Annotated in this window: 23 protein-coding genes; 16 read left to right on the top strand and 7 right to left on the bottom strand. The window is 70.7% G+C overall.

Annotated features, from left to right (window positions below):
- Positions 1-347 precede the first annotated feature (347 nt).
- Positions 348-3,092: a pyruvate dehydrogenase (acetyl-transferring), homodimeric type gene (gene aceE, locus ACFU9P_RS09340; RefSeq protein WP_384078430.1), complete on the top strand. Its 2,745-nt coding sequence runs from the start codon at positions 348-350 to the stop codon at positions 3,090-3,092.
- Between the two features lie 95 nt (positions 3,093-3,187).
- Here aceE and ACFU9P_RS09335 read toward each other — a convergent pair whose 3' ends face one another.
- Positions 3,188-3,565: a peptidase inhibitor family I36 protein gene (locus ACFU9P_RS09335; protein ID WP_384078429.1), complete on the bottom strand. Its 378-nt coding sequence runs from the start codon at positions 3,563-3,565 to the stop codon at positions 3,188-3,190.
- A 184-nt stretch (positions 3,566-3,749) separates the two neighbouring features.
- Positions 3,750-5,354, bottom strand: a complete 1,605-nt coding sequence (locus tag ACFU9P_RS09330; protein WP_376377225.1) for an MFS transporter — start codon at positions 5,352-5,354, stop codon at positions 3,750-3,752.
- 167 nt (positions 5,355-5,521) lie between these two features.
- Here ACFU9P_RS09330 and ACFU9P_RS09325 point away from each other — a divergent pair, with 167 nt between their 5' ends.
- From ACFU9P_RS09325 to ACFU9P_RS09295, 7 genes are all read left to right on the top strand, one after another.
- Positions 5,522-6,211 carry a TetR/AcrR family transcriptional regulator gene (locus tag ACFU9P_RS09325; protein ID WP_384078428.1) on the top strand — a complete coding sequence of 230 codons (690 nt, stop codon included), beginning with the start codon at positions 5,522-5,524 and terminating at the stop codon, positions 6,209-6,211.
- A gap of 351 nt (positions 6,212-6,562) precedes the next feature.
- Positions 6,563-7,789 carry an alpha/beta hydrolase gene (locus tag ACFU9P_RS09320; protein ID WP_384078427.1) on the top strand — a complete coding sequence of 409 codons (1,227 nt, stop codon included), beginning with the start codon at positions 6,563-6,565 and terminating at the stop codon, positions 7,787-7,789.
- A 156-nt stretch (positions 7,790-7,945) separates the two neighbouring features.
- Complete coding sequence (locus tag ACFU9P_RS09315) at positions 7,946-8,884, top strand: DUF4429 domain-containing protein (RefSeq protein WP_384078426.1); 939 nt, start codon at positions 7,946-7,948, stop codon at positions 8,882-8,884.
- 242 nt (positions 8,885-9,126) lie between these two features.
- Positions 9,127-10,542: a sensor histidine kinase gene (locus ACFU9P_RS09310; protein WP_384078425.1), complete on the top strand. Its 1,416-nt coding sequence runs from the start codon at positions 9,127-9,129 to the stop codon at positions 10,540-10,542.
- The gene (locus tag ACFU9P_RS09305) at positions 10,539-11,222 is read left to right on the top strand and encodes a response regulator (RefSeq protein ID WP_384078424.1); all 684 of its coding nucleotides are present in this window, start codon (positions 10,539-10,541) and stop codon (positions 11,220-11,222) included. Before ACFU9P_RS09310 ends, ACFU9P_RS09305 begins: the two co-directional genes overlap by 4 nt.
- A gap of 250 nt (positions 11,223-11,472) precedes the next feature.
- Entirely contained in the window at positions 11,473-12,696 is a 1,224-nt protein-coding gene (locus tag ACFU9P_RS09300; protein WP_384078423.1) for an alpha/beta hydrolase, read from the top strand.
- Complete coding sequence (locus ACFU9P_RS09295; RefSeq protein ID WP_384078422.1) at positions 12,693-13,919, top strand: acyltransferase; 1,227 nt, start codon at positions 12,693-12,695, stop codon at positions 13,917-13,919. Before ACFU9P_RS09300 ends, ACFU9P_RS09295 begins: the two co-directional genes overlap by 4 nt.
- A 166-nt stretch (positions 13,920-14,085) precedes the next feature.
- Here the strand turns inward: ACFU9P_RS09295 and ACFU9P_RS09290 are convergent, their stop codons facing one another.
- Entirely contained in the window at positions 14,086-15,105 is a 1,020-nt protein-coding gene (locus ACFU9P_RS09290) for an aldo/keto reductase (RefSeq protein ID WP_384078421.1), read from the bottom strand.
- Between the two features lie 6 nt (positions 15,106-15,111).
- Positions 15,112-15,576 (bottom strand): MerR family transcriptional regulator, encoded by a 465-nt coding sequence (locus ACFU9P_RS09285; RefSeq protein ID WP_376377206.1) that lies wholly within the window; start codon positions 15,574-15,576, stop codon positions 15,112-15,114.
- An 86-nt stretch (positions 15,577-15,662) separates the two neighbouring features.
- Between ACFU9P_RS09285 and ACFU9P_RS09280 the strand changes: the two genes are divergently transcribed.
- Together ACFU9P_RS09280 and ACFU9P_RS09275 are read left to right on the top strand one after the other, a co-directional pair.
- Positions 15,663-16,133 carry a GNAT family N-acetyltransferase gene (locus tag ACFU9P_RS09280; RefSeq protein WP_384078420.1) on the top strand — a complete coding sequence of 157 codons (471 nt, stop codon included), beginning with the start codon at positions 15,663-15,665 and terminating at the stop codon, positions 16,131-16,133.
- A 19-nt stretch (positions 16,134-16,152) separates the two neighbouring features.
- Positions 16,153-16,977, top strand: coding sequence for a serine hydrolase domain-containing protein (locus ACFU9P_RS09275; protein WP_384078419.1), 825 nt, complete (start codon positions 16,153-16,155; stop codon positions 16,975-16,977).
- 151 nt (positions 16,978-17,128) lie between these two features.
- On the opposite strand, the gene ACFU9P_RS09270 is transcribed toward ACFU9P_RS09275, so the two are convergent.
- On the bottom strand, positions 17,129-17,800 hold the full coding sequence (locus ACFU9P_RS09270; RefSeq protein ID WP_384078867.1) for a pirin family protein: 672 nt from the start codon (positions 17,798-17,800) through the stop codon (positions 17,129-17,131).
- Positions 17,801-17,842: 42 nt separating this feature from the next.
- Here ACFU9P_RS09270 and ACFU9P_RS09265 point away from each other — a divergent pair, with 42 nt between their 5' ends.
- The 5 genes from ACFU9P_RS09265 to fabF all read left to right on the top strand — a co-directional run bounded on the left by ACFU9P_RS09265 (position 17,843) and on the right by fabF (position 22,755).
- Positions 17,843-19,042, top strand: a complete 1,200-nt coding sequence (locus ACFU9P_RS09265) for a CdaR family transcriptional regulator (RefSeq protein ID WP_093592304.1) — start codon at positions 17,843-17,845, stop codon at positions 19,040-19,042.
- Between the two features lie 89 nt (positions 19,043-19,131).
- Positions 19,132-20,073, top strand: coding sequence for an ACP S-malonyltransferase (locus ACFU9P_RS09260; RefSeq protein WP_384078418.1), 942 nt, complete (start codon positions 19,132-19,134; stop codon positions 20,071-20,073).
- Between the two features lie 12 nt (positions 20,074-20,085).
- Positions 20,086-21,087, top strand: a complete 1,002-nt coding sequence (locus ACFU9P_RS09255) for a ketoacyl-ACP synthase III (RefSeq protein ID WP_376377197.1) — start codon at positions 20,086-20,088, stop codon at positions 21,085-21,087.
- A 66-nt stretch (positions 21,088-21,153) separates the two neighbouring features.
- Positions 21,154-21,405 carry an acyl carrier protein gene (locus tag ACFU9P_RS09250; RefSeq protein ID WP_046502803.1) on the top strand — a complete coding sequence of 84 codons (252 nt, stop codon included), beginning with the start codon at positions 21,154-21,156 and terminating at the stop codon, positions 21,403-21,405.
- 87 nt (positions 21,406-21,492) lie between these two features.
- Positions 21,493-22,755 (top strand): beta-ketoacyl-ACP synthase II, encoded by a 1,263-nt coding sequence (gene fabF / locus ACFU9P_RS09245; protein ID WP_376377194.1) that lies wholly within the window; start codon positions 21,493-21,495, stop codon positions 22,753-22,755.
- A gap of 75 nt (positions 22,756-22,830) precedes the next feature.
- On the opposite strand, the gene ACFU9P_RS09240 is transcribed toward fabF, so the two are convergent.
- Together ACFU9P_RS09240 and ACFU9P_RS09235 are read right to left on the bottom strand one after the other, a co-directional pair.
- The gene (locus ACFU9P_RS09240; protein WP_384078417.1) at positions 22,831-23,706 is read right to left on the bottom strand and encodes an NAD(P)-dependent oxidoreductase; all 876 of its coding nucleotides are present in this window, start codon (positions 23,704-23,706) and stop codon (positions 22,831-22,833) included.
- A gap of 33 nt (positions 23,707-23,739) precedes the next feature.
- Positions 23,740-24,234: a DUF3145 domain-containing protein gene (locus tag ACFU9P_RS09235; RefSeq protein WP_046502808.1), complete on the bottom strand. Its 495-nt coding sequence runs from the start codon at positions 24,232-24,234 to the stop codon at positions 23,740-23,742.
- Positions 24,235-24,580: 346 nt separating this feature from the next.
- Between ACFU9P_RS09235 and ACFU9P_RS09230 the strand changes: the two genes are divergently transcribed.
- The gene (locus ACFU9P_RS09230; RefSeq protein WP_384078416.1) at positions 24,581-25,606 is read left to right on the top strand and encodes an SGNH/GDSL hydrolase family protein; all 1,026 of its coding nucleotides are present in this window, start codon (positions 24,581-24,583) and stop codon (positions 25,604-25,606) included.
- Positions 25,607-25,736 lie beyond the last annotated feature (130 nt).

Below are 25,736 nucleotides of genomic sequence, written 5' to 3'. Positions count from 1 at the left end.
TGCTCCTTCTTCGCCATGTTATGCCGGTTCCGTACGTCAATCAGGTCCGAACGGCCGAACGAAACACATAGTCGGGTTGGGCGTAAGGTTGCGATTTGACCGACGCGAAGAGCGACGCGAAACCCGGACCCGGGGCAGGATTCTCCGGATATTCCTCGTTACCCCCCGGTAGAGATGACGTTTCCTGCCCAGCGGTACACGATGGAGGCGGCGTACGTGCCCACTCCCTGGGGGGCTCCGGTGAGACACCCTCGGATGCCCGGGCCCTCGTAACAGCAGCTACCCGACGGCGTGCACCGCATCGACGTGTGCAGGGGCACGACACGACCGAACAGCGAAGGACAAGCGTGGCTTCCGGATCCGATCGCAATCCGATCATCATTGGCGGCCTGCCCAGCCAGGTCCCGGACTTCGATCCCGAAGAGACCCAGGAGTGGCTCGACTCGCTCGACGCCGCTGTCGACGAGCGGGGCCGCGAGCGCGCCCGCTATCTGATGCTCCGGCTGATCGAGCGCGCGCGGGAGAAGCGCGTGGCCGTGCCCGAGATGCGCAGCACGGACTACGTCAACACCATCGCCACCAAGGACGAGCCGTTCTTCCCCGGCAACGAGGTGATCGAGCGCAAGATCCTCAACGCGACCCGCTGGAACGCGGCCGTGATGGTCTCGCGGGCGCAGCGCCCCGGCATCGGCGTCGGCGGCCACATCGCCACCTTCGCCTCCTCCGCCTCCCTCTACGACGTGGGCTTCAACCACTTCTTCCGGGGCAAGGACCGCGGGGACGGCGGCGACCAGATCTTCTTCCAGGGCCATGCCTCCCCCGGTATCTACGCCCGCGCGTTTCTGCTGGACCGGCTGAGCGAGGCGCAGCTCGACGCGTTCCGCCAGGAGAAGTCGAAGGCTCCGTACGGACTGTCCAGCTATCCGCACCCGCGGCTGATGCCGGACTTCTGGGAGTTCCCGACCGTCTCCATGGGCCTCGGCCCGCTCGGCGCGATCTACCAGGCGCGGATGAACCGCTATATGGAGGCGCGCGGGATCGCCGACACCTCCGCCTCGCATGTCTGGGCGTACCTCGGCGACGGCGAGATGGACGAGCCCGAGTCGCTGGGCCAGCTCTCCATCGCCGCTCGCGAGGGCCTGGACAATCTGACCTTCGTCGTGAACTGCAATCTCCAGCGGCTCGACGGCCCGGTACGCGGCAATGGCAAGATCATCCAGGAGCTGGAGTCGCAGTTCCGTGGCGCCGGCTGGAATGTGATCAAGCTGGTCTGGGACCGCTCCTGGGACCCGCTGCTCGCGCAGGACCGGGACGGTGTCCTGGTCAACCGGCTGAACACCACGCCGGACGGGCAGTTCCAGACGTACGCCACGGAGACCGGCGCGTACATCCGCGAGCACTTCTTCGGTGACGACCAGCGGCTGCGCGCCATGGTCGAGCACATGACCGACGACCAGATCCTGCACCTGGGCCGCGGCGGCCATGACCACCGGAAGGTGTACGCGGCGTATGCGGCGGCCAAGGCCCACAAGGGCCAGCCGACGGTGATCCTGGCGCAGACGGTCAAGGGCTGGACGCTGGGGCCGAACTTCGAGGGCCGCAACGCCACCCACCAGATGAAGAAGCTGACGGTCTCCGACCTCAAGGGCTTCCGCGACCGGCTGCACCTGCCGATCGCGGACCGGGAGCTGGAGGACGGCGCGCCGCCGTACTACCACCCGGGCCGGGACTCGGAGGAGATCCAGTACATGCACGACCGGCGCAAGTCGCTGGGCGGGTATGTGCCGACCCGGATCGTCCGCGCGAAGCCGCTGAACCTCCCCGCGGACCCCACCTACGCGGCGGTCAAGAAGGGCTCGGGCCAGCAGGCGATCGCCAGCACCATGGCCTTCGTCCGGCTGCTCAAGGACCTGATGCGGGACAAGGAGATCGGCCGGCGCTTCGTGCTGATCGCCCCCGACGAGTACCGCACCTTCGGCATGGACTCGTTCTTCCCGAGCGCGAAGATCTACAACCCGCTGGGCCAGCAGTACGAGGCCGTGGACCGTGAGCTGCTGCTCGCGTACAAGGAGTCGCCGACCGGGCAGATGCTGCACGACGGCATCTCCGAGGCGGGCTGCACGGCGTCGCTGATCGCGGCGGGCTCGGCGTACGCGACCCATGGCGAGCCGCTGATCCCGGTCTATGTCTTCTACTCGATGTTCGGTTTCCAGCGGACCGGTGACCAGTTCTGGCAGATGTCCGACCAGCTCGCCCGCGGCTTTGTGCTGGGCGCGACCGCCGGCCGTACGACACTGACCGGTGAGGGCCTCCAGCACGCGGACGGCCATTCGCATCTGCTCGCCTCGACCAACCCGGCCTGTGTCGCCTACGACCCGGCGTACGGTTTCGAGATCGCGCATATCGTCAAGGACGGGCTGCGCCGGATGTACGGACAGCCCGAGCCCGGCGAGAGCCCGGACGTCTTCTACTACCTCACCGTGTACAACGAGCCGATCCAGCACCCCGCCGAGCCGGCCGATGTCGACGTGGAGGGCATCCTCAAGGGCATCCATCTCTTCCGGCGCGGCGACCGGGGCGCGGTCCCGGCGCAGATCATGGCGTCCGGAGTGGCCGTGCCCTGGGCGGTGGAGGCGCAGCGGCTGCTGGCCGAGGAGTGGAACGTACGGGCCGATGTCTGGTCGGCGACGTCCTGGAACGAGCTGCGCCGCGAGGCCGTCGAGGTGGAGCGGTACAACCTGCTCCACCCGGAGGAGGAGCAGCGCGTGCCGTATGTGACGCGGAAGCTCTCCGGCGCGGAGGGTCCGTTCGTGGCGGTCTCCGACTGGATGCGGTCCGTACCGGACCAGATCGCGCGCTGGGTGCCGGGCTCGTACCAGTCGCTGGGCGCGGACGGCTTCGGCTTCGCCGACACCCGCGGCGCGGCCCGCCGCTTCTTCCATATCGACGCGCAGTCGATCGTGCTCGGGGTGCTGACCGAGCTGGCGAAGGAGGGCCGGGTCGACCGGTCGGTGCTCAAGCAGGCCGTGGACCGCTACCGGCTGCTGGACGCGTCGGCCGCGGACCCCGGCACGGCGGGCGGCGACGCCTGACCACCCACCCCCACTGACGCCCCCGAGGGCAACGGGACCGGCGGCAGCACCGCCGGTCCCGTTGTCCCCGGCCCCCGTCACGACTGACTGCACGGTCAGCGCTCCCAGAGTTTGAAGGCCCGTACCCGGTACGGCGAGCCGGGCACCCAGGTGCCCTTGCCGGGGTAGGTCTCGAAGTCCCCCGTCTCGTCGCACTCGGCGGACTGATAGGTGGTCACATTCCGGCCGGTGCGGTTGGCCAGCGACTGGACGGTGGTGCCGGCCGCGAGCGGGACGCAGCTCCCGATCTCCGTACCGGCCAGTTCGTACGTGTGCCGCGTGCCGCGGAAGTCCTCGCCCGCCCAGAGGCACAGCTCGCCCTGGGCGCATGCCCCGAGGCGGGGCGGCGGAGCCGCCGAAGCGGCGCTCTGAGGCAGCAGGGCGGCGACGGCCAGCATCCCGCCGGCCGCGGTGCAGAACATGATCTTGCGCATATGGATCGGTCCCCGTTCGGTCCCCGTGTGGTGCGATATCGGTCATCAGCACTCTGACCTGCGGCGCCGGGCCATGGGAAGAGCCCCCGGCAGCTACCACCCGGAAAGGGGACAACCCTGCCGGAACGTTCCGGCAGGGCTGTTCTGGGTACGGAGTTGACGCGGGGTCACCCGGGGGCTGACGTCAGATGTGCACCCCTCCGCCCGCCGCCTCCGCATTGTCTCCACGCTTCGTCAGCAGCGCGACAAAGATCGCCACGGTCGCCACACCGGCGGCGACCAGGCAAGCAAGGCTCATACCGGACATAAAGGTGTCGTGCGCGACACCGGTGATCTTCTCGGCGATCGCGGCGGGGGTGCCGGGCGCGACGGGAGGGACACCGACCTGGACCGCCTCCGCCGCCTGGTCGGCCTGCGCGCCGGTGAGCGGGGGCAGCCCGGCACCGGTCCAGTTGCCGGGCAGGTCGTTGGAGACCTTCGAGGCCATGACCGCGCCCAGGACGGCCGTACCGAGGCTGCCGCCGATCTGCATGGCGGACTGCTGGAGCCCGCCGGCCACTCCGGACAGTTCCATCGGGGCGTTGCCCACGATGACCTCGGTGGCGCCCACCATGACCGGGGCCAGGCCCAGGCCGAGCAGCGCGAACCAGACCGACATGGTGAGGGTGCCGGTCTCGGTGCCCAGGGTGGACATACCGAACATGGCGGCCGCCGTGAGGGCCATACCGCCGGCCAGCGGGACCCGCGGCCCCACCTTGGTGATCAGCACCCCCGCCAGCGGCGAGCCGACGATCATCATGCCGGTGAGCGGCAGCAGCCGCAGACCGCTGTCGACCGCTCCCATGCCGTGCACGTTCTGCAGATAGAAGGTGACGAAGAACAGCCCGCCGAGGAAGGCGATGGCCATCAGCACCATCAGGACCACACCGGCCGAGACCGGTACGGAGCGGAAGAGCCCCAGCGGAATGAGCGGCTCCTTGACCCGGGTCTCCCAGAGGGCGAAGAGGGCGAAGCAGGCCAGCGAGACACCGATGAAGAGCCAGGTCGTACCGGACCCCCAGCCCCAGACCGGGGCCTTGATGATCGCCCAGACCAGACAGAACATCGCGGCCGAGAGCAGCACGATGCCCAGGATGTCGAAGGACCGCGGGGCGTTCTCCGCCCGGTGGTCCCTGAGGATCAGTACGCCGAAGACCAGGGCGATCACGCCCACCGGCACATTGATGAAGAAGACGGACTGCCAGCTCACATGCTCGACGAGCACACCGCCGAGGATCGGGCCGCCCGCGGTGGAGGCACCGATGACCATGCCCCAGATACCGATGGCCATGTTGAGCTTCTCGGCGGGGAAGGTGGCCCGCAGCAGGCCGAGCGCGGCCGGCATCAGCAGCGCGCCGAAGAGGCCCTGGAGCACCCGGAAGACGACGACCAGCGCGATGCTGTCGGACAGCCCGATGGCCCCCGAGGCCGCGGCGAAGCCCACGACGCCGATGAGGAAGGTCTGCCGGTGGCCGAAGCGGTCACCGAGCTTGCCCGCGGTGATCAGGGCCACGGCGAGGGCGAGGAAGTAGCCGTTGGTGATCCATTGCACATCGGCGAAAGTGGCGCCGAGGTCCTTCTGGATGGCAGGGTTCGCGATCGCGACAATGGTGCCGTCGAGCGCCACCATCATGACGCCGATCGCCACGGAGAAGAGGGTCAGCCAGGGATGCCCACGCAGTCCCTTGGTTGGCGCGGGCGCCGGGTGTTCCGGGCTCTGCGGCGCCTTGTCGACGGTCTGACTAGTCATACGGGTTACGCTAATGTCAGCCACTGACAATTGACAAACCATTTCACAAGTTGGTAACTGTCACGTAGCTCACAGATGGGCTGAGCAGGGCGAGAAAATATGGAAAGCGGTGGAATGAGGACCATTCGGTGACCCTCGGGCAGGACACAGCCGCCGGGCAGGAGCGAATGACCGCGGCCGAACAGCCGACCGGACTGCGCGCCCTCAAGAAGCAGCGCACCCGAGACGCCCTGCTGCGTGCGGCACTCGAACGGTTCACCGCCCAGGGGTACGAGCAGACCACCATCGACGAGATCACGGACGCCGTCGACGTCTCGCAGCGCACCTTCTTCCGCTACTACGCCAGCAAGGAAGAAGTCGCCCTCGCCGTGGTGGAGATGGTGGAGAACAAGTTCGTCGAGGCGCTGCGCGTACGGCCGCCCGCCGAGGGCCCCATGGAGGCCATGCGCAACGCCGTCGCCTCCGCCTGGACCACGGTCGGCGAGACGATCGAGTCGGTCGTACCGGTCGAGCTGTACATGCGGACGTACCGGATGATCGAGTCGACCCCGGCCCTGCTCGCTGTCCATCTGCGCCGATCCGTCGAGCTGGAGGAGGGGCTCTCCCGGCTCGTCGCCGACCGCGAGGGACTCGATGTGGACACCGATCCACGGCCCCGGGTGATCGTCGCCGCGTTCACCGGGGTGATGCGGATGACCGGGCGGCTCTGGGGCAAGGGGCAGGACACCGGTCTGGACGCCCTGCGCGCGATGTCCGAGTGCTTCATCGACCATCTCCGGCCCGCGCTCACCGAGGACTGGCGGACCCCGGGCCAGGCCGGCGGCCCATCCCCTTGTACGACTCGTACGTCGGCCTGAGTACGTCTGCCCGCGTACGTCTTCCTGGGTACATCCGCCCGGGTGCGTCCGCCTGAGTACATCCCGCCCGAGTACGTCCGCCCGATCCGGCGGCATCCCCCGTACGGCCGCTCCACCCCCGCTTCCGTACGCCCTTCCGCACCACCCGCGTACGCCCCTCCGAACCACCGGGCCGCGTACGCGAACTGATCCCCCGTATGCCCGTACGGGTCCGCCATCTGCCCGCAACGCGCCGAGCGTGCGCCCCCTTTGTACGCCCGGTGCGGTTACCTTCGGTTTAACCCTCACCCGTCCGTGACCCGCGTCACCCACGTCGCGAGGCCTCCCGAGCCCGTCCTAGTCTGGTAAACAGTGACCTCCTTCGACTCCTCCCCCTCCCTCAACGTATGGCGCGCCCTGCTCGCTCTCGCCGTCGTGTTCGTGTTGCTGTCGACCACCGGCTGGACCGCCGTCCAGCGCCAACGCGGTCCCGGCGAGCCCCTCCAGGCCGCGCTCGACGCCTGGGAGCGCGGCCGGACAGGCGTACGGCATCTGCCAAGCCCCCGTTCCTCGCCGAAGCGGCTCGCCGCGTTCTTCGCCTCCCTGACCGCCCCCGAACAGGAACGGCTCGCCACCACCTATCCGCTGGTCGTGGGCAATCTCAACGGCGCGCCGGTGTCGCTGCGTTACCGCGCCAACCGGCTGGCGCTGATGCGCGCGCGCACGGTGGAGGAGCGCCGTATGCACGACAGCAGACTCTCCAGCGACGGCCGCAGGCAGGCGGGCCGCCGTATGCACCGGTACGAGTCGATGCTCGGCGGCGACCGGCAGATCCTCGCCTTCGATCCGTCGGGCAAGGGCCGGGCCGCGGAGGTGCTCGGCGACCTCGAACGCGCCGAGCGGGTCTCGGTCGTGGTGCCCGGTGTCGATACGCATGTGCTGACCTTCGAGCGTACGGAGCGCTGGTACACGGCGCCGGTGGGCATGGCCGAGTCGCTCTACTCCGCGGAGCGCGCCGCCGATCCCGACGCGCGTACGGCGGTGATCGCCTGGGCCGACTACACCTCGCCCGCCGGGCTCGGCATGGACGCGGCGATCGGCAAGCTCGCCGAGGAGGGTGCCGTACGGCTTGCCGCTCTGACCCGTGCGCTGCCGGGGACCTCCAGGATCTCGCTCTTCTGCCACAGTTACGGCTCGGTGGTGTGCGGGGTCGCCGCGCGCGCCCTGCCCGCGCGGGTCGTCGATGTGGCGGTCGCGGGCAGCCCCGGGATGCGGGTGGGGAACGCGGAACAGCTCCGCACCGACGCCCGGGTGTGGGCCATGCGGGACCGAGACGACTGGATTCAGGACGTTCCGTATCTGGCGGTCGGCGGTCTCGGGCACGGCGCGGACCCGGTGGAACGCGCTTTCGGGGCCCGGGTGCTCTCGGCGTCCGGCGCGGCCGGGCACAGCGGCTACTTCGAACCGGGTACGGAGAGCCTCGACAACTTCGCGGACATCGGCGTCGGTTCGTACACCGCGGTGAGCTGCGCGGACGGCGACGAGGACTGTGTGAACGGAATCTCCGAGGAAGCCGGAAGCGGAGCGGGCCAGGCCTGACACCCGACGGGATGTACGGTCCGCCAAACCTCCCAGGGGCCTGATCCGGTGTCAGTCACTTGATCGGACAAGCGCCGGTGGCGCACACCCCACGCGCGTAGAATTCGTCCGCTGAGGCAGGCGACGCGCGGGCGCCCGCCGCCTACGATGAGGCACATGGGTGATGTGCTCGCGGGGATTCATGCCACCTGGGAGTTCGAAAGCGACTCCGTGCTCATCCGCTTCGAACGGGGGACCAGGACGCCGAAGCTGTTCCAGGCGCTCGGCGAACGCCGTATCCCCCATGAGGCGTTGTCGTCGGTGACGGTCACGCCGGGAAAGCGCGGGACGGTCGTGCTGCGCGCCGTGCCAAGGGCCGGGGCCGACCCACTGGTGGAGGCCGCGGCCGGACAGCTCAGGGAGAGCGGCGATCCGTACCGGCTGGTGCTGCCCGCGGAGCGCGACACCCTCGCGGAGTACTACGCCGATGAGCTGCGGGCCGCGCTGGCCCGGTCCGTACGGGACGTGGAGGAGCCGGCCGAGCGCTATCTGGTGGCCGCGCCGGCACCTCCGCTGCACTTCAAGGCGTTCGACGGCAAGGCCTATTTCGACGGGGACCGGGTGTCCTTCCGCTGGTTCTGGACGGGCGCGTCCACCACCAAGTGGAAAGCCGGCGACCAGAGCCTCCCGGTCGGTGATCTGCTGGGGGTCGAGTGGCGCTCCCCCGAGCTGTTCGACGGCTATCTGCGGCTGCTGCGCCGGGACGCGGCCGGGGTGGGTGCCGGGGTCGGTGCCGGTACGGGTGCGGGTGCGGGTGCGGGTGCGGGTATGGAACCGCAGCCCGCGCAGGCGGACCACGACCCGGCGGCGGTCGTCTTCGGGCTCGGCTACGGGCCGGTGCACGAATCGCTCCCCTTCGCGGCGGCCGTCCTCGCGGCGGTCCAGAACGCGGCGCCGAACCGGGCCACGGTGCCGGTGTCCGCCGTGACCTCCCTGCGCCGCGACCCGGCGGATGTCGCCGACCGGATCCGGCACCTCGGCGAGCTGCACCAGGCGGGTCTGGTGACGGACGAGGAGTTCTCGGCGAAGAAGGCGGAACTGCTGGCGGAGCTGTGAGGCGGGCGGCGGCCCCGGCCGCGGCTCAGGTGGCGGGCTCAGGTAGCGGCTCAGGTAGCGGTGCCGCCGCTCGATGGCAGGGCTGTGACGCCCGTCACCGATCCGCGACCAGACCTCTCTTGGGCCTCTACTGGCGGGAGCAGTGGCGGCGGGAGCATTGCATCTCATACCTCGGTATGACGTTCCTACCAGCTCTCCGGTATGACGCCCGCGTGACGACGGCTGCCTAGGCTGGCCCGGTCATGTCCCACACCTCGCCCCCGCCACCGCCCCCGCAGACCGACGGTCTGCTCAGTGCCGCGCGCCGTAACGCGCGCGAGCTGGCGCGGGGCCTGGCGCGCCCCTCCCATCCGCCGACGCCCCTGTTCGCGGACGCGCCGAGGCTCTGGCAGCGGCTGCTGCCGTACGGGATCGTCCTGGCCCTCACCGCCGCGCTCGTCCCGGTCACCATCTCCGTTCTCACCACCCAGTACGGGCTGAACGGCGGTGTCGCGGGAGCGATCGGCGTCGCGCAGGCAGCGCCGCTGCTCATGCTGGCGCACCGGCCGCTGCAGGCCTGGTGGATCATCTTCACCGCGGACATCCTCGGCGCCATGGCCCTGCTGACCGAACCCCAGCAGAACTACGACATCTGGCCATGGACCCCGCCGGTCATCGTCGGCTATCTCTTCGTAATGCTCGCGCTCGCGCTGCGCGAGACCCGGCGGACCGTGATCGCCGTATGGTGCGCGACCGGCCTGGCGGGACTCGTGCTGCATGCCGAGGCATCCGACCGCAGTGACGGAAGCGCGATACTGCTCTTCGTCCTCAGCGGAGTCGTCCTGCTGGTCGGCGTGGCGCTGCGGGAACGCGGTGAGGTGCAGCGGCGGCTCGCCGAGCAGGAGAACATCAGCGAGGCGGAACGCGCTCAGCGCACCCTGCTGGAGGAGCGCACCCGTATCGCCCGTGAACTCCACGATGTGGTCGCACACCATATGTCGGTGATCACCGTGCAGGCCGACTCGGCGCCGTACCGGCTACCGGACCTGTCGCCGCAGGCCCAGGAGGAGTTCGGATCGATCGCGGCGAGCGCGCGGGAGTCCCTGGCCGAGATGCGGCGGCTGCTGACGGTGCTGCGCCGGGAGGACACGGCCGGGGAGCGGGCGCCCCAGCCCGGACTCGACCGGGTGCAGCAGCTCGTGGAGGCGACGGTACGGGCCGGAGTGCCGGCCGAACTGTCGCTGCCGGCCGAGCTGGGACCCGTACCCCCGGCCGTGGATCTGTCCGCGTACCGGATCGTGCAGGAGGCCCTCGCCAATGTGGTGCGGCACGCGTCCGGCGCGCGGACCCGGGTGTCGGTAGCCTCGGACGGCGACTGGCTGACCGTCCTGGTCGTCAACGAAACCGCCGCCGCGCGCACTTCACCGCTGGAGGCCACGGGGACCGGGCACGGTCTGGTGGGTATGCGGGAACGCGTACGGCTGACCGGCGGCACCCTGGACACCGGGCCGCTGCCCGACGGCGGATTCCGGGTGGCCGCGCGGCTCCCGCTGACCGCCGACCCGACCACTGGCCCCAGCACCGGCACCACCGGTCCCGCCCGTCCCGTGGGCCCCGCCACCGGTACCACCAGTCCCACCGGCCCCATGGGTCCCACCGCTGCGAAGGACGCTCCTTGACCATCCGCGTGATCATCGTCGACGACCAGGCCATGGTGCGCGCGGGGTTCGCCGCGCTGCTGTCCGCGCAGGCCGACATCGATGTGGCGGGCGAGGCGCCGGACGGCCGCCGTGGCGTGGAGCTGAGCCGCTCCGTCCACCCGGATGTGGTCCTGATGGATGTCCGGATGCCGGAGATGGACGGGCTGGCCGCCGCCCGCGAGGTGCTGAACCCGCCCGCCGGGGTGATCCACCGGCCCAAGGTGCTGATGCTCACCACCTTCGACGTGGACGACTATGTGTACGAGGCGCTGCGTGCCGGAGCATCGGGCTTTCTGCTCAAGGACGCGCCCCCGGCCGATCTGATCGCGGCGGTACGGATCGTCGCCGCCGGAGAGGCCCTGCTCGCGCCGTCCGTGACCCGGCGGCTGATCGCGGACTTCGCCCAGCAGCGGCCCGCGCCGCGCGAGGACCGTGCCCTGCGGCTGCGCGGACTGACGCCCCGCGAGACCGAGGTGCTCGAACTGATCGCCAGGGGCCTGTCCAACCAGGAGATCGCCGGTCGGCTCGTGGTCGCCGAACAGACAGTGAAAACCCATATCGGCCGGGTCCTGGCCAAGCTCGGGCTGCGCGACCGCGCGCAGGCGGTGATCTTCGCGTACGAATCGGGGCTGGTGACCCCGGGCGACGCGACCGCCTGAGCCCCGCCCCGCACCAGACCGCACCGCGCCGGACTGCACTGCACCGGACTGCACTGCGCCGCGCCGCCGCGCACCAGACCAGACCACACCGCTCCGGCTCCGGCTCCGGCGCCACATCAGCCTCGGACCGGCACCACCCCTACCCCGGTATCACCCGCTGGTTGGCACCCCGGTGTGACGCCCCCGCGCAGACCGTCTCCTTACCTTCCTGCTCGCCCCATTCGAGGACGAGCAGCAGAAGGAGACACATATGCGGCGCTTCAAGAGGACCCTGGTCGCCGTCGCACTGGCGGCGGCCGTGGTCGGGGGGACGGCGGGCTGGGCCTCCGGCAACGCACAGCGGCCGGTGACCGGACCACCGCCCGGCAGCGCCGCCTGGCGCGCGGACGGCTCGCTCGGACGCCCGCTCCCCGATCCCGCGACGGCCTCCCCCGCCCGGGTGGCCCGCTTCTTCGCCGAACTGACACCCCGTCAGCGACAGCGGCTCCTGCACCGCCATCCGCTGGTCGTCGGCAATCTCGACGGGGTGCCGGTCGCACTGCGGTACGAGGCCAACTCCCTTGCCGTACGGGCCGAACGCGACCCCCGGTACGAGCGGCTCGCGGCGCCCGGCCGGCAGATCCTCGCCTTCGATCCGCGCGGACGCGGCCAGGTCGCCGAGGTGTACGGGGATCTGGCGGGCGCCCGCCATGTGTCGGTCGTCGTACCGGGCTCGGGCATCGACGCGGAGACCTTCGACCGTACGAAGGACCGCAACGGCACTCCGGCCGGGATGGCCGCCTCGCTGCGGGCCGCGACGGGAGGCCGTACCGCCGTGATCGCCTGGGCCGGTTACACGACCCCGGTCGGGGTCGGTCTGGACGTGGCCACCGGTGATCTCGCGGAGGCGGGGGCCGGGCGGCTCGCGCGGTTCACCCAGGGGCTGGCCGCGGTGGGGGCCGCGAAGCCTGTGCTGTTCTGCCACAGCTACGGCTCGGTGGTGTGCGGGCTCGCCGCCCATGAGGTGAACGCCTCGGACATCGTGGTGTTCGGCTCACCCGGTATGCGGGCCGGATCTGTGGTGGATCTCCACACCAACGCGCGTGTCTGGGCCGCCAAGAACTCCTCCGACTGGATCTCCCGGATCCCGAACGTCGAGTTCGCGGGCCTGGGACACGGGGCCGACCCGGCAGATCCCGCCTTCGGCGCCCGCCAAGTGCCGGCCGCCGAAGCCCGGGGCCACACCGGCTACTTGGCACCCGGCACCGACTCGCTCCGTGCCTTCGCCGCGATCGCTGAGGGCCGGGCCACATGGGCCGGGACCACATGGCGCCCCACCACACAGGCCCGCGCCACATGGCGCCGGACCACATGGCCCCGCACCACACAGGCCCGGCCCACACAGGCCGTGAACACACAGGCCCCCACCACACACACCACGACCGCCCTCACCCCGGCCGCACCCGCCCCCGCCACCCCCGGAGGGACCCGATGACGCTCGCCGGGACACTCGCGAAGATCGAGACACGGACCCCCACCCACCGCGACCGCGCGATCGACGGGCTGCGCGCGCTCGCGCTGCTCGCCGTACCGACCGGGCACTGGCTGCTCGGCGGCTTCACCCTGGACAGCGGCAGCGCCCTGCACAACGCGAGCCCGCTCTCCACCTTCGGCGGCTTCGCCCCCGTGAGCTGGGTGCTCCAGATGCTGGGCATCTTCTTCCTGGTCGGCGGCTATGCCTCCGTCCTCTCGTACCGCAGGCGCACCTCCACCACCGCCGCCTGGCTGCGGCAGCGCGTGGTGCGGCTGGGCAGGCCTGTCGTCGGTGTGACGGCCGTCTGGGCGGCGCTGATCCCGGTGCTGTACGCGCTCGGCGTGCCCGCCACGACCCTGCACACCGGATCGACGCTGGTGATCCAGCCCCTGTGGTTCGTGGGCGTCTATATCGTGGTCACAGCGCTCACTCCGTACTGTGTGCGCGCCGCACATACGCTGGGCGCTTGGGCCGCTGCCCCTTTGGTGACGACCGTCACGGTCGTCGACTTCCTGCGGTACGGACCGTATGCCGACACCATGCCGTCCTGGCTGAGCATGGTGAACATCCTGCCGGGCTGGCTCTTCGCCTATCAGCTCGGAGTCTCCTGGGGCGAGGGGAGAATCGGCCGACGCGGGGCGCGGGTCCTGCTCATCGGCGGCACGCTGCTGTTCGCCGCGCTGCTGGTGGTCTTCCACTATCCGGCGTCGATGGTCGGTGTCCCCGGCGAGGCCCGTACCAACTCGCATCCGCCGTCCCTGCTGGTCCTCGCGCTCGCCGCCGCGCAAAGCGGCGCGGCGATCCTGCTGCGCGACCGGATCGGACGCCTGCTGAAGAGGCCCGCCCTGTGGGCACCGGTCGTCGTCATCAATCTCTCCGCGATGACGATCCTGTGCTGGCACCAGACGGCGATGCTCGCCGCCGCCGTGCCCGGCTCCCTCCTCGGTACGGCGACGGGCCTCGGCACTCTGCCCGGCCTGACGTCCGCCCCGGACTCGCTCGCCTGGATCGCGGCCCGGCTGGCGTGGATGCCGCTGTTCGCCGTCCTGCTCGTACTGATCGGCCGGTACGCGCGCCGCTTCGACGGCCCCTGGGCGAGCGGCACCCGTACGACAAAGGCCCGCCGCGCGGCAGCGGGGCTGCTGGCGGCGGGCTTCGCGGTCTTCGCCCTCGGCCTGGCATGAGCCCTCGGCCCGGCATGAGCCGCCCGCGTCGGCCGAAAGCGCCACAGCCCAAAGCGCCAGAGCCGGGAGCCCCGGCCGAGCACCCGCCCGGCCGGGGCAGCGGACAGCCGGGCAACGGACAGCAGACAGCGGGGCAGCGGACAGAGACCGCTACGTACTACTCGCGCTACTCCCGCCCCGCCGAAGTGAACGCCATGTCCGCGTACCGTCCCCCCGCCACCTGCCCCGCGATCGGCTCCAGCGACCGCAGCTCGTCCTCGCTCAGAACCAGCCGCGTGGCCGCCACGTTCTCCTCCACCCGCCTCCGCCTCCGCGTCCCCGGAATCGGTACGACAGGCAGCCCGTACACCGCCGCCCGCTGCTGCACCCAAGCGAGCGCGACCTGCCCCGGCGTGGCGTCCCGCGCCGCCGCGATCTTGCGCACCGGCTCCAGCAGCGCGGCGTTCGCGGCGGCGTTGTCCCCGGTGAAGCGGGGCTGCTGTCGGCGGAAGTCGTCGGCCCCCAGCTCCTGTTCGGCGTTGACGAACGCGCCGGTCAGGAAGCCGCGGCCGAGCGGCGAGTACGGCACGAGCGTCACGCCGAGTTCGACAGCGGCCGGGACGACCTTCGCCTCGATGTCCCGGCTGAAGAGCGACCACTCGGACTGGAGCGCCGCGATCGGATGCACCGCCTGGGCCGCGCGCAGCTCGCCGCTGGTGACCTCGCTGAGCCCCAGATACTTGACCTTCCCCTCCGTCACCAGCTCGGCCATGGCGCCGACCGTCTCCTCGATGGGGACGTTCACATCACGCCGGTGCATGTAATAGAGGTCGATCTCGTCCACACCGAGACGCTGGAGGCTGCCCTCGACGCACTGCCGGAGGTACGGCCGGTCATTGCGGATCACTCGCTTGGTGCGGTCGGCCGGGTCGATACTCAGAGCGAACTTGGTCGCCACCACGATCTCGTCGCGGTGCGCCCGTACGAACGGCGCGATGAACTTCTCGTTCTCGCCCGCCCCGTAGGCGTCCGCCGTGTCGTACAGCGTCACGCCCAGTTCCAGCGCGCGTTCCAGCGTGGCGCGCGCCTCGTCCGGGTCCTCCGTCGGCCCGTACGCGAAGCTCATGCCCATGCAGCCGAGCCCCTGGACGCCGACCTCCGGGCCGCCGGCCCCGAGCCGTACCGTGTCGATCGTGTTCTCGCTCATCGGGATTCAGGACCTCTCCGACGCCCAGCGGGCGTCCGCGTAAAAGCCGATCTTGTGGTCGAGCACGGCGACGGTGTCCTGGAGTTCCGCGATCCGGTTCAGCACATCGCGCCGGGTCCGCTCCAGCAGCTCCTGCCGCTCCTCGAAGGTCTCGTCGCCCGCGCGGATCAGCTCGGCGTACCGGACCATGTCCGCGACCGGCATCCCGGTCAGCCGCAGTTTGCCGACGAAGGCCAGCCAGTCCAGGTCCTTGTTGCTGAAGCGGCGCTGCCCGGTGTGCGAGCGGTCGACATGCGGCATCAGACCGATCCGCTCGTACCAGCGCAGCGTGTGCGCGGTGAGTCCGGTGTAGGCGGCGACCTCGCTGATCGTGTAGCGGTCCTGGCCGTCGGGGCGCGGATGCCGCCGCGGCGCCGCCGCGCACTGCTCAACGCGATCGGTCCGGGCCGGGCTGCTCTCGGTCAGCGTCATATGTTCAACGCTAGATCCCTTGAGTGCACTCGAAGCAAGCGAAAAATGATACGAGTTTCGTGGCGGCGTGGACGAGACTCTGGGCCATGAGCCAAGCACGCCGGGCAGTGCCCGCAGACGCCGAAGAACTGGTCAGACTCCGCAAGGTCATGCTCGACTCCGTCCGCAGGCCGGACCCCGACACCGGCTGGCAGGCGCCCACGGCCGAGACCCTGCGGAAGAGGCTCGCGGACCCGGAGTCAGCCCTGATCGCGTTCGTCGTGGACGCCCCGGGCCGGCCGGGCGGGCTGGCCGCCTGCGCGACCGGAACGATCGAGTACCGGCTCGGTGGTCCCGGCAACCCCACGGGCGCCTTCGGTTATGTCTTCAATGTCGCCACCGATCCCGGGCTGCGCAGACGCGGGTATTCGCGGGCGTGCATGGAGGCGCTGCTCGGCTGGTACCGGGAGCGCGGTGTGCGGAAGATCGATCTGCACGCGTCCCAGGAGGGCGAGCCGCTGTATGCCTCGCTGGGGTTCGTCCGTACTCCCGATCCCTCCATGAGACTGACTTTCTGAGTCCTCTACGCTCGGTGCCATGCAGAGCCTGGCGCTGATCGAGAACTGGCCGGTGACGACCGCGGCGGCCGCCGTCGTACGAGTGGACGGCAGCGTCGCCGGGTCGTACGGCCCGACGTCGCGGCGCTTCGCGCTCGCCTCCGTGACCAAGCCGCTCGCCGCGTACGCGGTGCTGGTGGCGTACGAGGAGGGGGCCGTCGACCTGGACGAACCGGCCGGGCCCGAGGGCTCCACGGTCCGCCATCTCCTCGCGCACACCAGCGGTCTCGCCTTCGACCAGCACCGCGCGGCCGGCGCGCCCGGCGCCCGCAGGCTGTACTCGAACGCGGGCTTCGAGGTGCTCGGCGACCATGTGGCCAAGGCCACCGAGATCCCCTTCGCGGACTATCTGCGCGAGGCGGTGCTCGAACCGCTGGGTATGACGTCGACCACCTTCGAGGGCTCGCCGGCCAGGGACGCCGTCTCGACGGTCGACGACCTGGTGCGGTTCGCGGCGGAGGTCCAGGCGCCCCGGCTGCTCGATCCGCGCACGGTCCTGGAGGCGATGAGCGTCGTGCACCCGGGGCTGTCGGGCGTGCTGCCCGGCTACGGCCACCAGAAGAACAACGACTGGGGGCTGGGTTTCGAGATCCGGGACACCAAGTCCCCGCACTGGACGGGCGCGTTGTCGTCGCCGCGTACGTTCGGACACTTCGGGCAGTCCGGTACGTTCCTGTGGATCGACCCGGACGCGGGGGCGGCGTGTGTGGCGCTGGCGGACCGGGCGTTCGGGCCCTGGGCGGTGGAGGCGTGGCCGCCCTTCACGGACGCGATACTCACCGAGCTGCGTACGCCTGCGGCCTGACCCGAGCGCCGGGCCGCCGAGCCCGCCAGGCCGCTCGCCCACGAGACCGCTCGGCTGCGGGACCGCTCGGCTGCGGGACGACTCAGCCACGGGACGACTCGACTACGAACACGGGACCACGCGGCTACGAAACCGTGCAGCTACGGGACGCTCAGCCCGACATCTCCCACACCAGCACCTCCGCCGCCGGACCCGCGGCCAGTTCGAGCCCTTCCGCGTCCGTGACCCGCGCCGAATCACCAGGGGTCAGCTCGGCGCCCGCTTCGCCACCCGGCCCGCCGAGCCGTATCCCGCCGCGCACCACGTGTACGTACACGAACCGCGCGTCCGGCACCGCCGTGCGCTCGCCGTCGCACAGCCGCCGTACATGCAGCATCGCGCCGGCCTGCGGAAGGGCGTACGGCGTGGAGTCGGCGATGCCGCGGACGATCTCGTACCGCGGCTCACCACCCGGCTCCAGTGGCGCGAGCCACATCTGTACGAAGACCAGCGGGCGGTCGCCGTCGTTGCGCTCCACATGCCGCACCCCGCCGCCCGCGCTGAGCCGCTGGACATCGCCCGCGCGGACGACCGTGGCGTGCCCGGCCGAGTCGCGGTGCGTCAGCTCGCCCTCGACAACCCAGGTGACGATCTCCGTATGGCTGTGCGGGTGTTCACCGAACCCGGCCCCCGGCGCGAGCCGCTCCTCGTTGCAGGCGAGGACCGCGCCGAAGCGGAGATTGTCCGGATCGTAGAACCGCCCGAACGAGAAGGCGTGCAGGGACTCGATGCCCGCGCCGGGGTCACCACCGGCATACCGCTGCGCTGCGCGCCGTAGGAGAATCACAGCTCAACGGTAGCCCCGAGCCATCGGCGGGCTGCCGGGATGAGGCACTCTTGTCCCGTGCCTGAACCCTCGAACGAACCCCATCCGCATCCCGCGACACTGCGCCGGCTGGAGCAGTCCTCGGGACGGCTCGCCGCGAACGCCATCGCCCGCATGGACGAGACGCTGCCGTGGTACCGCGCGATGCCCCCGGAGAACCGTTCCTGGATCGGGCTGGTCGCCCAGGCCGGAATCGCCGCGTTCACCGAGTGGTTCCGCCATCCGGAGACCCCGCAGGCCATCTCCACCGATGTGTTCGGCACCGCGCCGCGCGAGCTGACCAGGGCGATCACCCTGCGCCAGACCGTCGAGATGGTGCGGACGACCATCGAGGTCATGGAGACCGCGATCGAGGAGGTCGCGGCGCCCGGCGACGAGTCCGCGCTCCGTGAGGCACTGCTCGTCTACGCGCGGGAGATCGCCTTCGCCACCGCTCAGGTGTACGCGCAGGCCGCCGAGGCCCGTGGCGCCTGGGACGCCCGGCTGGAGTCGCTCGTGGTGAACGCGGTGCTCTCCGGGGAGGCCGACGAGGGCGCGGTCTCCCGGGCCGCCGCCCTCGGCTGGAACTCCCCCGAGCATGTCTGTGTCCTGCTCGGCACCGCCCCCGACGGCGACAGCGAGCTGACCGTCGAGGCGATCAGACGGGCCGCCCGGCACGCCAAGCTCCAGGTCCTCACCGGGGTCCTCGGCGACCGGCTCGTGGTGATCGCGGGCGGCAGCGACAATCCGCTCCAGGTCGCGAAGGCGCTGATCGGCCCGTACGCTGCGGGCCCGGTCGTCGCGGGCCCGGTCGTGCCCGATCTGCTGGCCGCCACCAAGTCGGCCCAGGCCGCCGCCGCCGGACTGAAGGCGTGCTTCGCCTGGCAGGACGCGCCGCGTCCGGTGCTCGCGGACGATCTCCTGCCGGAGCGCGCCATCGCCTCCGACCCTGCTGCTCGTGAGCAGTTGGTGGAGGAGATCTACAGACCGCTTGAAGAGGCGGGCTCGGCGCTGCTGGAGACTCTGAGTGTCTATCTGGAGCAGGCGAGCAGCCTTGAGGGCGCGGCCAGGATGCTCTTCGTTCACCCCAACACCGTGCGCTACCGGCTCCGACGTGTGACTGACGTCACCGGATGGTCACCCTCCGATGTGCGATCCGCGTTCACCCTGCGGATTGCGCTCATCTTGGGGCGTCTGGCCGACGGGGACCCCCAGACCTAGACTTTTGTCGTACTCCAACAATTCCCCTGACGGTTCTTCGTCCTTGTCATCACGGGCTATCCGACCCGTCCACAAGAGAGAGTGTGAGAGTGCTCGTACTCGTCGCTCCCGGCCAAGGCGCTCAGACGCCCGGCTTCCTGACTCCCTGGCTCGAACTGCCCGGCGCCGAAGACCGGCTGCGGGCCTGGTCGGCCGCCATCGACCTGGATCTGGTCCACTACGGCACGGACGCCGACGCGGACGAGATCCGTGACACCGCGGTCGCCCAGCCGCTGCTGGTCGCCGCCGCGCTGCTGTCGGCCCGTCAGCTCTTCCCCACCACCGGGGACGTGGCGCGCGAGGTCGGCGCCACGGCCGGGCACAGCGTGGGCGAACTGGCCGCGACCGCGCTGGCCGGGGTGGTCTCCGACGACACGGCGCTGGGGCTGGTACGGGCCCGTGGCCTGGCCATGGCGGAGGCCGCGGCCATCACCGCGACCGGTATGTCGGCCCTCCTCGGCGGCGACCCCGACACCACCGTCGCCCATCTGGAGAAGCTCGGTCTGACACCGGCGAATGTGAACGGCGCCGGCCAGATCGTGGCGGCGGGCACCCTCGAACAGCTCGCCGCGCTGGAGGCCGACAAGCCCGAGGGCGTACGCAAGGTGGTGGCCCTCAAGGTCGCCGGGGCGTTCCACACGCACCACATGGCCCCCGCGGTCGCCAAGCTCGAAGTGGCCACCGCCGGTCTGGACGTCGCCGATCCGGCCGTGCCGTACGTCTCGAACCGGGACGGGCAGGCGGTCGCCACGGGCGCCGAAATCGTGACGCGCCTGGTCGGTCAGGTCGCCAATCCGGTCCGCTGGGACCTGTGCATGGAGACTTTCCAGGAGCGGGGTGTGACCGCGCTCATCGAGCTGTGCCCCGGCGGGACCCTCACCGGCCTCGCCAAGCGGGCGCTGCCCGGTGTGAAGACTCTCGCGCTGAAGACCCCGGACCATCTCGACGCGGCCCGCACGCTGATCGCCGAGCACTCCTCCACGGCCGAATAGGAGCCAGAGAGCATGTCGAAGATCAAGCCCAGCAAGGGCGCCCCGTACGCGCGCATCATGGGCGTCGGAGGCTACCGCCCGACCCGTATCGTGCCCAACGAGGTGATCCTCGAAAAGATCGACTCGTCCGACGAGTGGATCCGCTCCCGCTCCGGAATCGCCACCCGCCACTGGGCCTCGCCCGAGGAGACCGTCGCCGCGATGTCCATCGAGGCGTCCGGCAAGGCCATCGCCGACGCCGGGATCTCCCCCGGGCAGATCGACGCGGTAGTGGTGTCGACCGTCTCGCACTTCAAGCAGACCCCGGCCGTCGCGACCGAGATCGCGGACAAGATCGGCGCGGGCAAGCCTGCCGCGTTCGACATCTCCGCGGGCTGCGCCGGCTTCGGGTACGGGCTGACCCTGGCCAAGAGCATGGTCGTCGAGGGCTCGGCCGAACATGTCCTGGTGATCGGGGTGGAGCGGCTCTCCGATCTGACGGACCTTGAGGACCGCGCCACGGCCTTCCTGTTCGGCGACGGCGCGGGCGCCGTGGTGGTCGGCCCCGCCAAGGAGCCGATGATCGGACCGACGGTCTGGGGCTCGGAGGGCGACAAGTCGGACACCATCAAGCAGACCGTGCCGTGGGACGATTACCGCGACGGCACGGTGGAGAAGTTCCCGGCCATCACGCAGGAGGGCCAGGCCGTCTTCCGCTGGGCCGTCTTCGAGATGGCGAAGGTCGCCCAGCAGGCGCTGGACGCGGCCGGAATCACCTCGGAAGACCTGGATGTCTTCATTCCGCACCAGGCCAATATGCGGATCATCGACTCGATGGTGAAGACTCTGAAGCTGCCGGACAGCGTCACGGTCGCCCGTGACGTGGAGACCACCGGCAACACCTCGGCCGCCTCGATCCCGCTCGCCATGGAGCGGCTTCTGGCGACCGGACAGGCGAAGAGCGGCGACACCGCGCTCGTCATTGGCTTCGGGGCGGGTCTCGTCTATGCCGCGACGGTCGTTACCCTCCCCTAGGCACACCGGATCTTTCCGGAGCGTGTTCCGATATATCCCTCTGCGTACAATCGAAGGAGCGCCCACATGGCCGCCACCCTGGAAGAGATCGTCGACGGTCTCGCCGAGATCGTGAACGAGATCGCCGGTATCCCGGTCGAGGACGTCCAGTTGGACAAGTCCTTCACCGACGACCTGGACGTCGACTCGCTGTCCATGGTCGAGGTCGTCGTCGCCGCCGAAGAGCGCTTCGACGTCAAGATCCCCGACGACGACGTCAAGAACCTGAAGACGGTCGGCGACGCCGCCGACTACATCGCGAAGCACCAGGCCGCCTGACCCGCCTGATCGGATCGCGCGGCATCCGCCACCCGGTGGTGGCGCCGTAAAAATTCAGCACCCTCTACACGTGGAGAAAGAATTCCAGTGAGCTCGACCAATCGCACCGTGGTCGTCACCGGTATCGGCGCAACCACACCACTGGGTGGCGACAGCGCATCGACCTGGGAAGGTCTGCTCGCGGGCCGCTCCGGGGTCCGCACGCTCGAAGACGAGCGGTTCGCCGGTCTGCCGGTCCGTATCGCCGCGGTGGCGGCGGTCGACCCGGGCGATGTACTGCCCCGTCCGCTGGCCCGCAGGCTGGACCGCTCGGCGCAGTTCGCGCTGATCGCGGCCCGGGAGGCGTGGGCCGACGCGGGGTACACCGCCAAGGCCGGCGAGGACACCGCCGTCGACCCCGACCGCCTCGGCACCGTGATCGCCTCCGGAATCGGCGGCGTCACCACCCTGCTCGACCAGTACGACGTGCTGAAGGAGCGCGGCGAGCGCCGGGTGTCCCCGCACACCGTGCCGATGCTGATGCCGAACAGCCCCTCCGCCAATGTCAGTCTGGAGGTGGGCGCCCGCGCGGGCGTGCACACTCCGGTCTCCGCCTGCGCGTCGGGCGCGGAAGCCATCGGGTACGCCGTCGAGATGATCCGTACCGGCCGCGCCGATGTGGTCGTCGCCGGCGGTACGGAAGCGGCCATCCACCCGCTGCCCGTCGCCGCGTTCGCCAACATGATGGCGATGTCGAAGAACAACGACGAGCCCACCAAGGCCTCCCGCCCCTATGACACCGCGCGCGACGGCTTTGTCCTCGGTGAGGGCGCGGGCGTGATCGTCCTGGAGTCGGCCGAGCACGCCGCGGCACGCGGCGCGCGGGTCTACTGCGAGGTGCTGGGCCAGGGCCTGTCCTCCGACGCCCACCACATCGCCCAGCCCGAGCCCACCGGCCGCGGTATCGCGAAGGCCATGGAGAACCTGCTCGACAACACGGACCTGAAGCCCGCCGAGATCGCGCACCTCAACGCGCACGCGACGTCCACGCCGCAGGGCGATGTCGCCGAGGTCAAGGCGTTGCGCCGGGTCCTGGGCGACGATCTGGACCATGTCGCCGTCTCCGCCACGAAGTCGATGACGGGTCATCTGCTGGGCGGCGCGGGCGGTATCGAGACCGTGGCGACGGTCCTCGCGCTCTACCACCGGATGGCGCCGCCGACGATCAATGTGGACGACCTCGACGAGGAGGTCGACGCGGACATCGTGCGCGACACGTCCCGCGAGCTGCCGGCCGGCACGATCGCGGCGATCAACAACTCGTTCGGCTTCGGCGGCCACAACGTCGTACTGGCGCTCCGTACGGTCTGACCGCCGGACCCCACCGTTCCGATCGCCGGACGGGCTCAACGCACTGAGCCCGTCCGGCGATCGCGTGTCCGGGGATCAGCCCTTGAAGCTGGCGAAGTACGTCGCCGCCATGTCGTCCTCGCCGTGGCCCTGTTCCTCCGCCCGGCGGAACCTTTCCGCGCTCGCCTCCGCGAGGTCCAGCCGTACGTCCTCCGCCGCGCCCGCCTCGACGATCAGCCGGGCGTCCTTGGCCGCCGTGGTGACCGTGAAGTTCGGCTCGTAGTCGTCGTCCAGGATCGCCTTGGCCTTGGCGTGCAGATAGCCGCAGTCCAGACCGCCGCCCGAGACGGCGTCCAGGAAGTGGTGCGGGTCGACGCCCAGCCCCTTGGCCAGCGCCAGCGCCTCGGCCGTGCCTCCGGTGAGCGCCAGCACCCAGCTGTTGCAGACCAGCTTGAGCCGGGTGGCCGCGCCGGTGCTGCCGTCGTCGCCGAGCCAGACCGTACGGCTGCCGAGGGCGTCGAGTACGGAGGCGAGCGGCCCGCGCGCCTCGTCGGGGCCCGCGGCCAGGACCAGCAACTGCCCGTTCTCGGCGGGCCCCCTGGTCCCGAGCACGGGCGCGTCCACGAAGACCAGCCCCTGCTGACGGGCCAGATCGGCCATCAGGGGGATGGCCTCGACACCTGCGGTGGTGGACTGGAGCCAGACGGCGCCGGGACGCAGACCGGGCCCGGCGGCCGTCATGGCCTCCAGGGCGGCGGGCCCGTCGTACAGCATGGTGAGAACGACATCCGCGCCGGTCACCGCCTCGGCGGGGGTCATGGCGACCCGCGCGCCGTCGGCGACAAGGGCTTCGGCCTTGGCGGGGGTACGGTTCCAGACCCGGACGTCATGTCCGGTGCGGCAGAGGTTACGGGCCATCGCGGCGCCCATGATGCCCGTGCCGAGGACTGCTACTGCGAGTTGGTCAGCCATGGGACCACCGTAGGACGTGGTGGTCCCGCCCGCTCACACTACCTGGTGCAACCAGCGGACCGGGGCGCCCTCGCCCGCGTACCGGAACGGTTCGAGCTCGTCGTCCCACGGCTTGCCGAGCAGCTTGGCGATCTCCGCCTCAAGCTGCGTCTCGCCCTGCTGGGCGCGGGCGAGCGCGGCGCGCAGCCGGTCCTCGGGGACCAGGATGTCGCCGTGCATTCCGGTGACGGCGTGGAAGATGCCCAGGTCAGGCGTGGCGCTGTAGCGCTCGCCCTCGGCGGTGGGACAGGGCTCGGCGGTCACCTCGAAGCGGAGCATCTGCCAGCCGCGCAGGGCGGAGGCGAGCTTGGAGGCGGTGCCGGGACGGCCTTTCCAGGAGACCTCGGCCCGCCACGTGCCGGGCGAGGCCGGCTGGCGAATCCAGTCGAGCTGGACGCGCAGACCGAGCACCCCGGCCACCGCCCATTCGACGTGCGGGCACATCGCGCGCGGTGCGGAGTGAATGTACAGAACTCCACGTGTCGTCACCGGGACCTCCAGTGTGGGACGAGGTTCGCCTTTCCCAGCGGCCTCAGTAAACAGCATCGGGAGTGAAACTCCGCAAAAGGGACAGCTTGTGACGTGATGTAATTTACCGGAGCCGAAGAGATCAGGCGCCTCTGGTTCGACGTGGGAAAAACTACCGTGCGGCGGGGTGCCCGGGGTGACGTACGGTCGGTCCCGGGCCCGATATGCGCGAAGCTTTCACTCGGCAGGACGCCGCCGGAAGCCTGAGGACGCGAAACTTCAACGAGCACGGACGACACCTACGACACCGACAAGCACCGGCACGCTTCGGCAGGCATCGCCAGAGGAGCCAACGGGGAGGGGCCACATGCACAACAGCCTTCGGAGCCGGGGCCGTCGCGGCGACCGCGAGCGTACCGCCGCGGGTACGGGACAGCGCGGCGCAGGCACTACGCAGCGCGGCGCGGGTACGGGGCGGCGCGGCGCGCGTACGGGACAGCGGCGTTCGCGCGCCGGGCTCGCCGCCGTCACCGCCGCGGTGCTCGCCGGGACCGGCCTGCTGGCCGGCTGCGACTCCCTCGGCGGCGCCTCGCCCGACGCCGCCGCCAAACGCACCAGCCCCTCCCCGCGCCCCACCCCCGTCTGGGACCGCAGCCCGTCCTCGGTGGCCGCGGTCGGTGACTCGATCACCCGCGGTTTTGACGCCTGTGTGGTGCTGGCGGACTGCCCGGAGGTGTCCTGGTCGACGGGTACGGACGCGGAGGTGCGGAGCCTTTCGCTGCGGCTGCTCGGCGCGCCCGCGGTCAAGCAGCGGAGCTGGAACCTGGCGGCGACCGGCGCCCGGATGTCCGACCTGCCCGGCCAGATGGCCCAGGCCGCCCAGCACGCGCCCGAGCTGGTCACGGTCATGGTCGGCGCCAATGACGCCTGCCGTGACTCGCCGAAACAGATGACCTCGGTTGACGACTTCCGGACCTCGTTCGAGGCGTCGATGCGCCAGTTGCGCGCGGGGGCGCCCAAGGCGCAGGTGTACGTGTCGAGCGTGCCGGATCTCAAGCGCCTCTGGTCGACCGGACGGGGCAATCCGCTGGGCCGGCAGATCTGGAAGCTGGGGATCTGCGCGTCGATGCTCGGGGACTCGCAGGACATGAGCGAGCGCGCGCAGCGCCGCAGGGACCAGGTGTACGAGCGGGTCGTGGCGTACAACAAGGTGCTCGGCGAGGTGTGCGCGAAGGATCTGCGCTGCCGGTACGACGGCGGCGCGGTCTTCGACTACCGGTTCACCGGCGAGCAGCTCAGCCACTGGGACTGGTTCCACCCCAGCAAGAACGGACAGAGCCGCCTCGCGGAGATCGCGTACCGCAACATCACCGCCGTGAACCCGCCCGCGTGAGCGGTGGCCGAGCGACCGATGGCTCGTGGCTGCCGACGGGTGGCCAGCTGCGTGTGACCGGTGGCCGGGTAACCCGCGTGGAGGCTCCGTAGCCGCCCGCGCCGCTCCGGCGTAGGGTGCTCGTTCGTGA

Source organism: Streptomyces sp. NPDC057617, from assembly GCF_042800555.1.
Taxonomy (GTDB): domain Bacteria; phylum Actinomycetota; class Actinomycetes; order Streptomycetales; family Streptomycetaceae; genus Streptomyces.
The sequence above is the reverse complement of the archived record's forward strand: the minus strand, read 5'-3'. Positions and strand labels throughout refer to the sequence as shown.

Coding starts and splice junctions, on each gene's coding strand:
- ACFU9P_RS09335 (WP_384078429.1), bottom strand. CDS start 3,565: ATGCGCAAGATCATGTTCTGCACCGCGGCCGGCGGGATGCTGGCCGTC.
- ACFU9P_RS09330 (WP_376377225.1), bottom strand. CDS start 5,354: ATGACTAGTCAGACCGTCGACAAGGCGCCGCAGAGCCCGGAACACCCG.
- ACFU9P_RS09325 (WP_384078428.1), top strand. CDS start 5,522: ATGACCGCGGCCGAACAGCCGACCGGACTGCGCGCCCTCAAGAAGCAG.
- ACFU9P_RS09315 (WP_384078426.1), top strand. CDS start 7,946: ATGGGTGATGTGCTCGCGGGGATTCATGCCACCTGGGAGTTCGAAAGC.
- ACFU9P_RS09310 (WP_384078425.1), top strand. CDS start 9,127: ATGTCCCACACCTCGCCCCCGCCACCGCCCCCGCAGACCGACGGTCTG.
- ACFU9P_RS09300 (WP_384078423.1), top strand. CDS start 11,473: ATGCGGCGCTTCAAGAGGACCCTGGTCGCCGTCGCACTGGCGGCGGCC.
- ACFU9P_RS09295 (WP_384078422.1), top strand. CDS start 12,693: ATGACGCTCGCCGGGACACTCGCGAAGATCGAGACACGGACCCCCACC.
- ACFU9P_RS09290 (WP_384078421.1), bottom strand. CDS start 15,105: ATGAGCGAGAACACGATCGACACGGTACGGCTCGGGGCCGGCGGCCCG.
- ACFU9P_RS09285 (WP_376377206.1), bottom strand. CDS start 15,576: ATGACGCTGACCGAGAGCAGCCCGGCCCGGACCGATCGCGTTGAGCAG.
- ACFU9P_RS09280 (WP_384078420.1), top strand. CDS start 15,663: ATGAGCCAAGCACGCCGGGCAGTGCCCGCAGACGCCGAAGAACTGGTC.
- ACFU9P_RS09275 (WP_384078419.1), top strand. CDS start 16,153: ATGCAGAGCCTGGCGCTGATCGAGAACTGGCCGGTGACGACCGCGGCG.
- ACFU9P_RS09265 (WP_093592304.1), top strand. CDS start 17,843: ATGAGGCACTCTTGTCCCGTGCCTGAACCCTCGAACGAACCCCATCCG.
- ACFU9P_RS09255 (WP_376377197.1), top strand. CDS start 20,086: ATGTCGAAGATCAAGCCCAGCAAGGGCGCCCCGTACGCGCGCATCATG.
- ACFU9P_RS09250 (WP_046502803.1), top strand. CDS start 21,154: ATGGCCGCCACCCTGGAAGAGATCGTCGACGGTCTCGCCGAGATCGTG.
- ACFU9P_RS09240 (WP_384078417.1), bottom strand. CDS start 23,706: ATGGCTGACCAACTCGCAGTAGCAGTCCTCGGCACGGGCATCATGGGC.
- ACFU9P_RS09230 (WP_384078416.1), top strand. CDS start 24,581: ATGCACAACAGCCTTCGGAGCCGGGGCCGTCGCGGCGACCGCGAGCGT.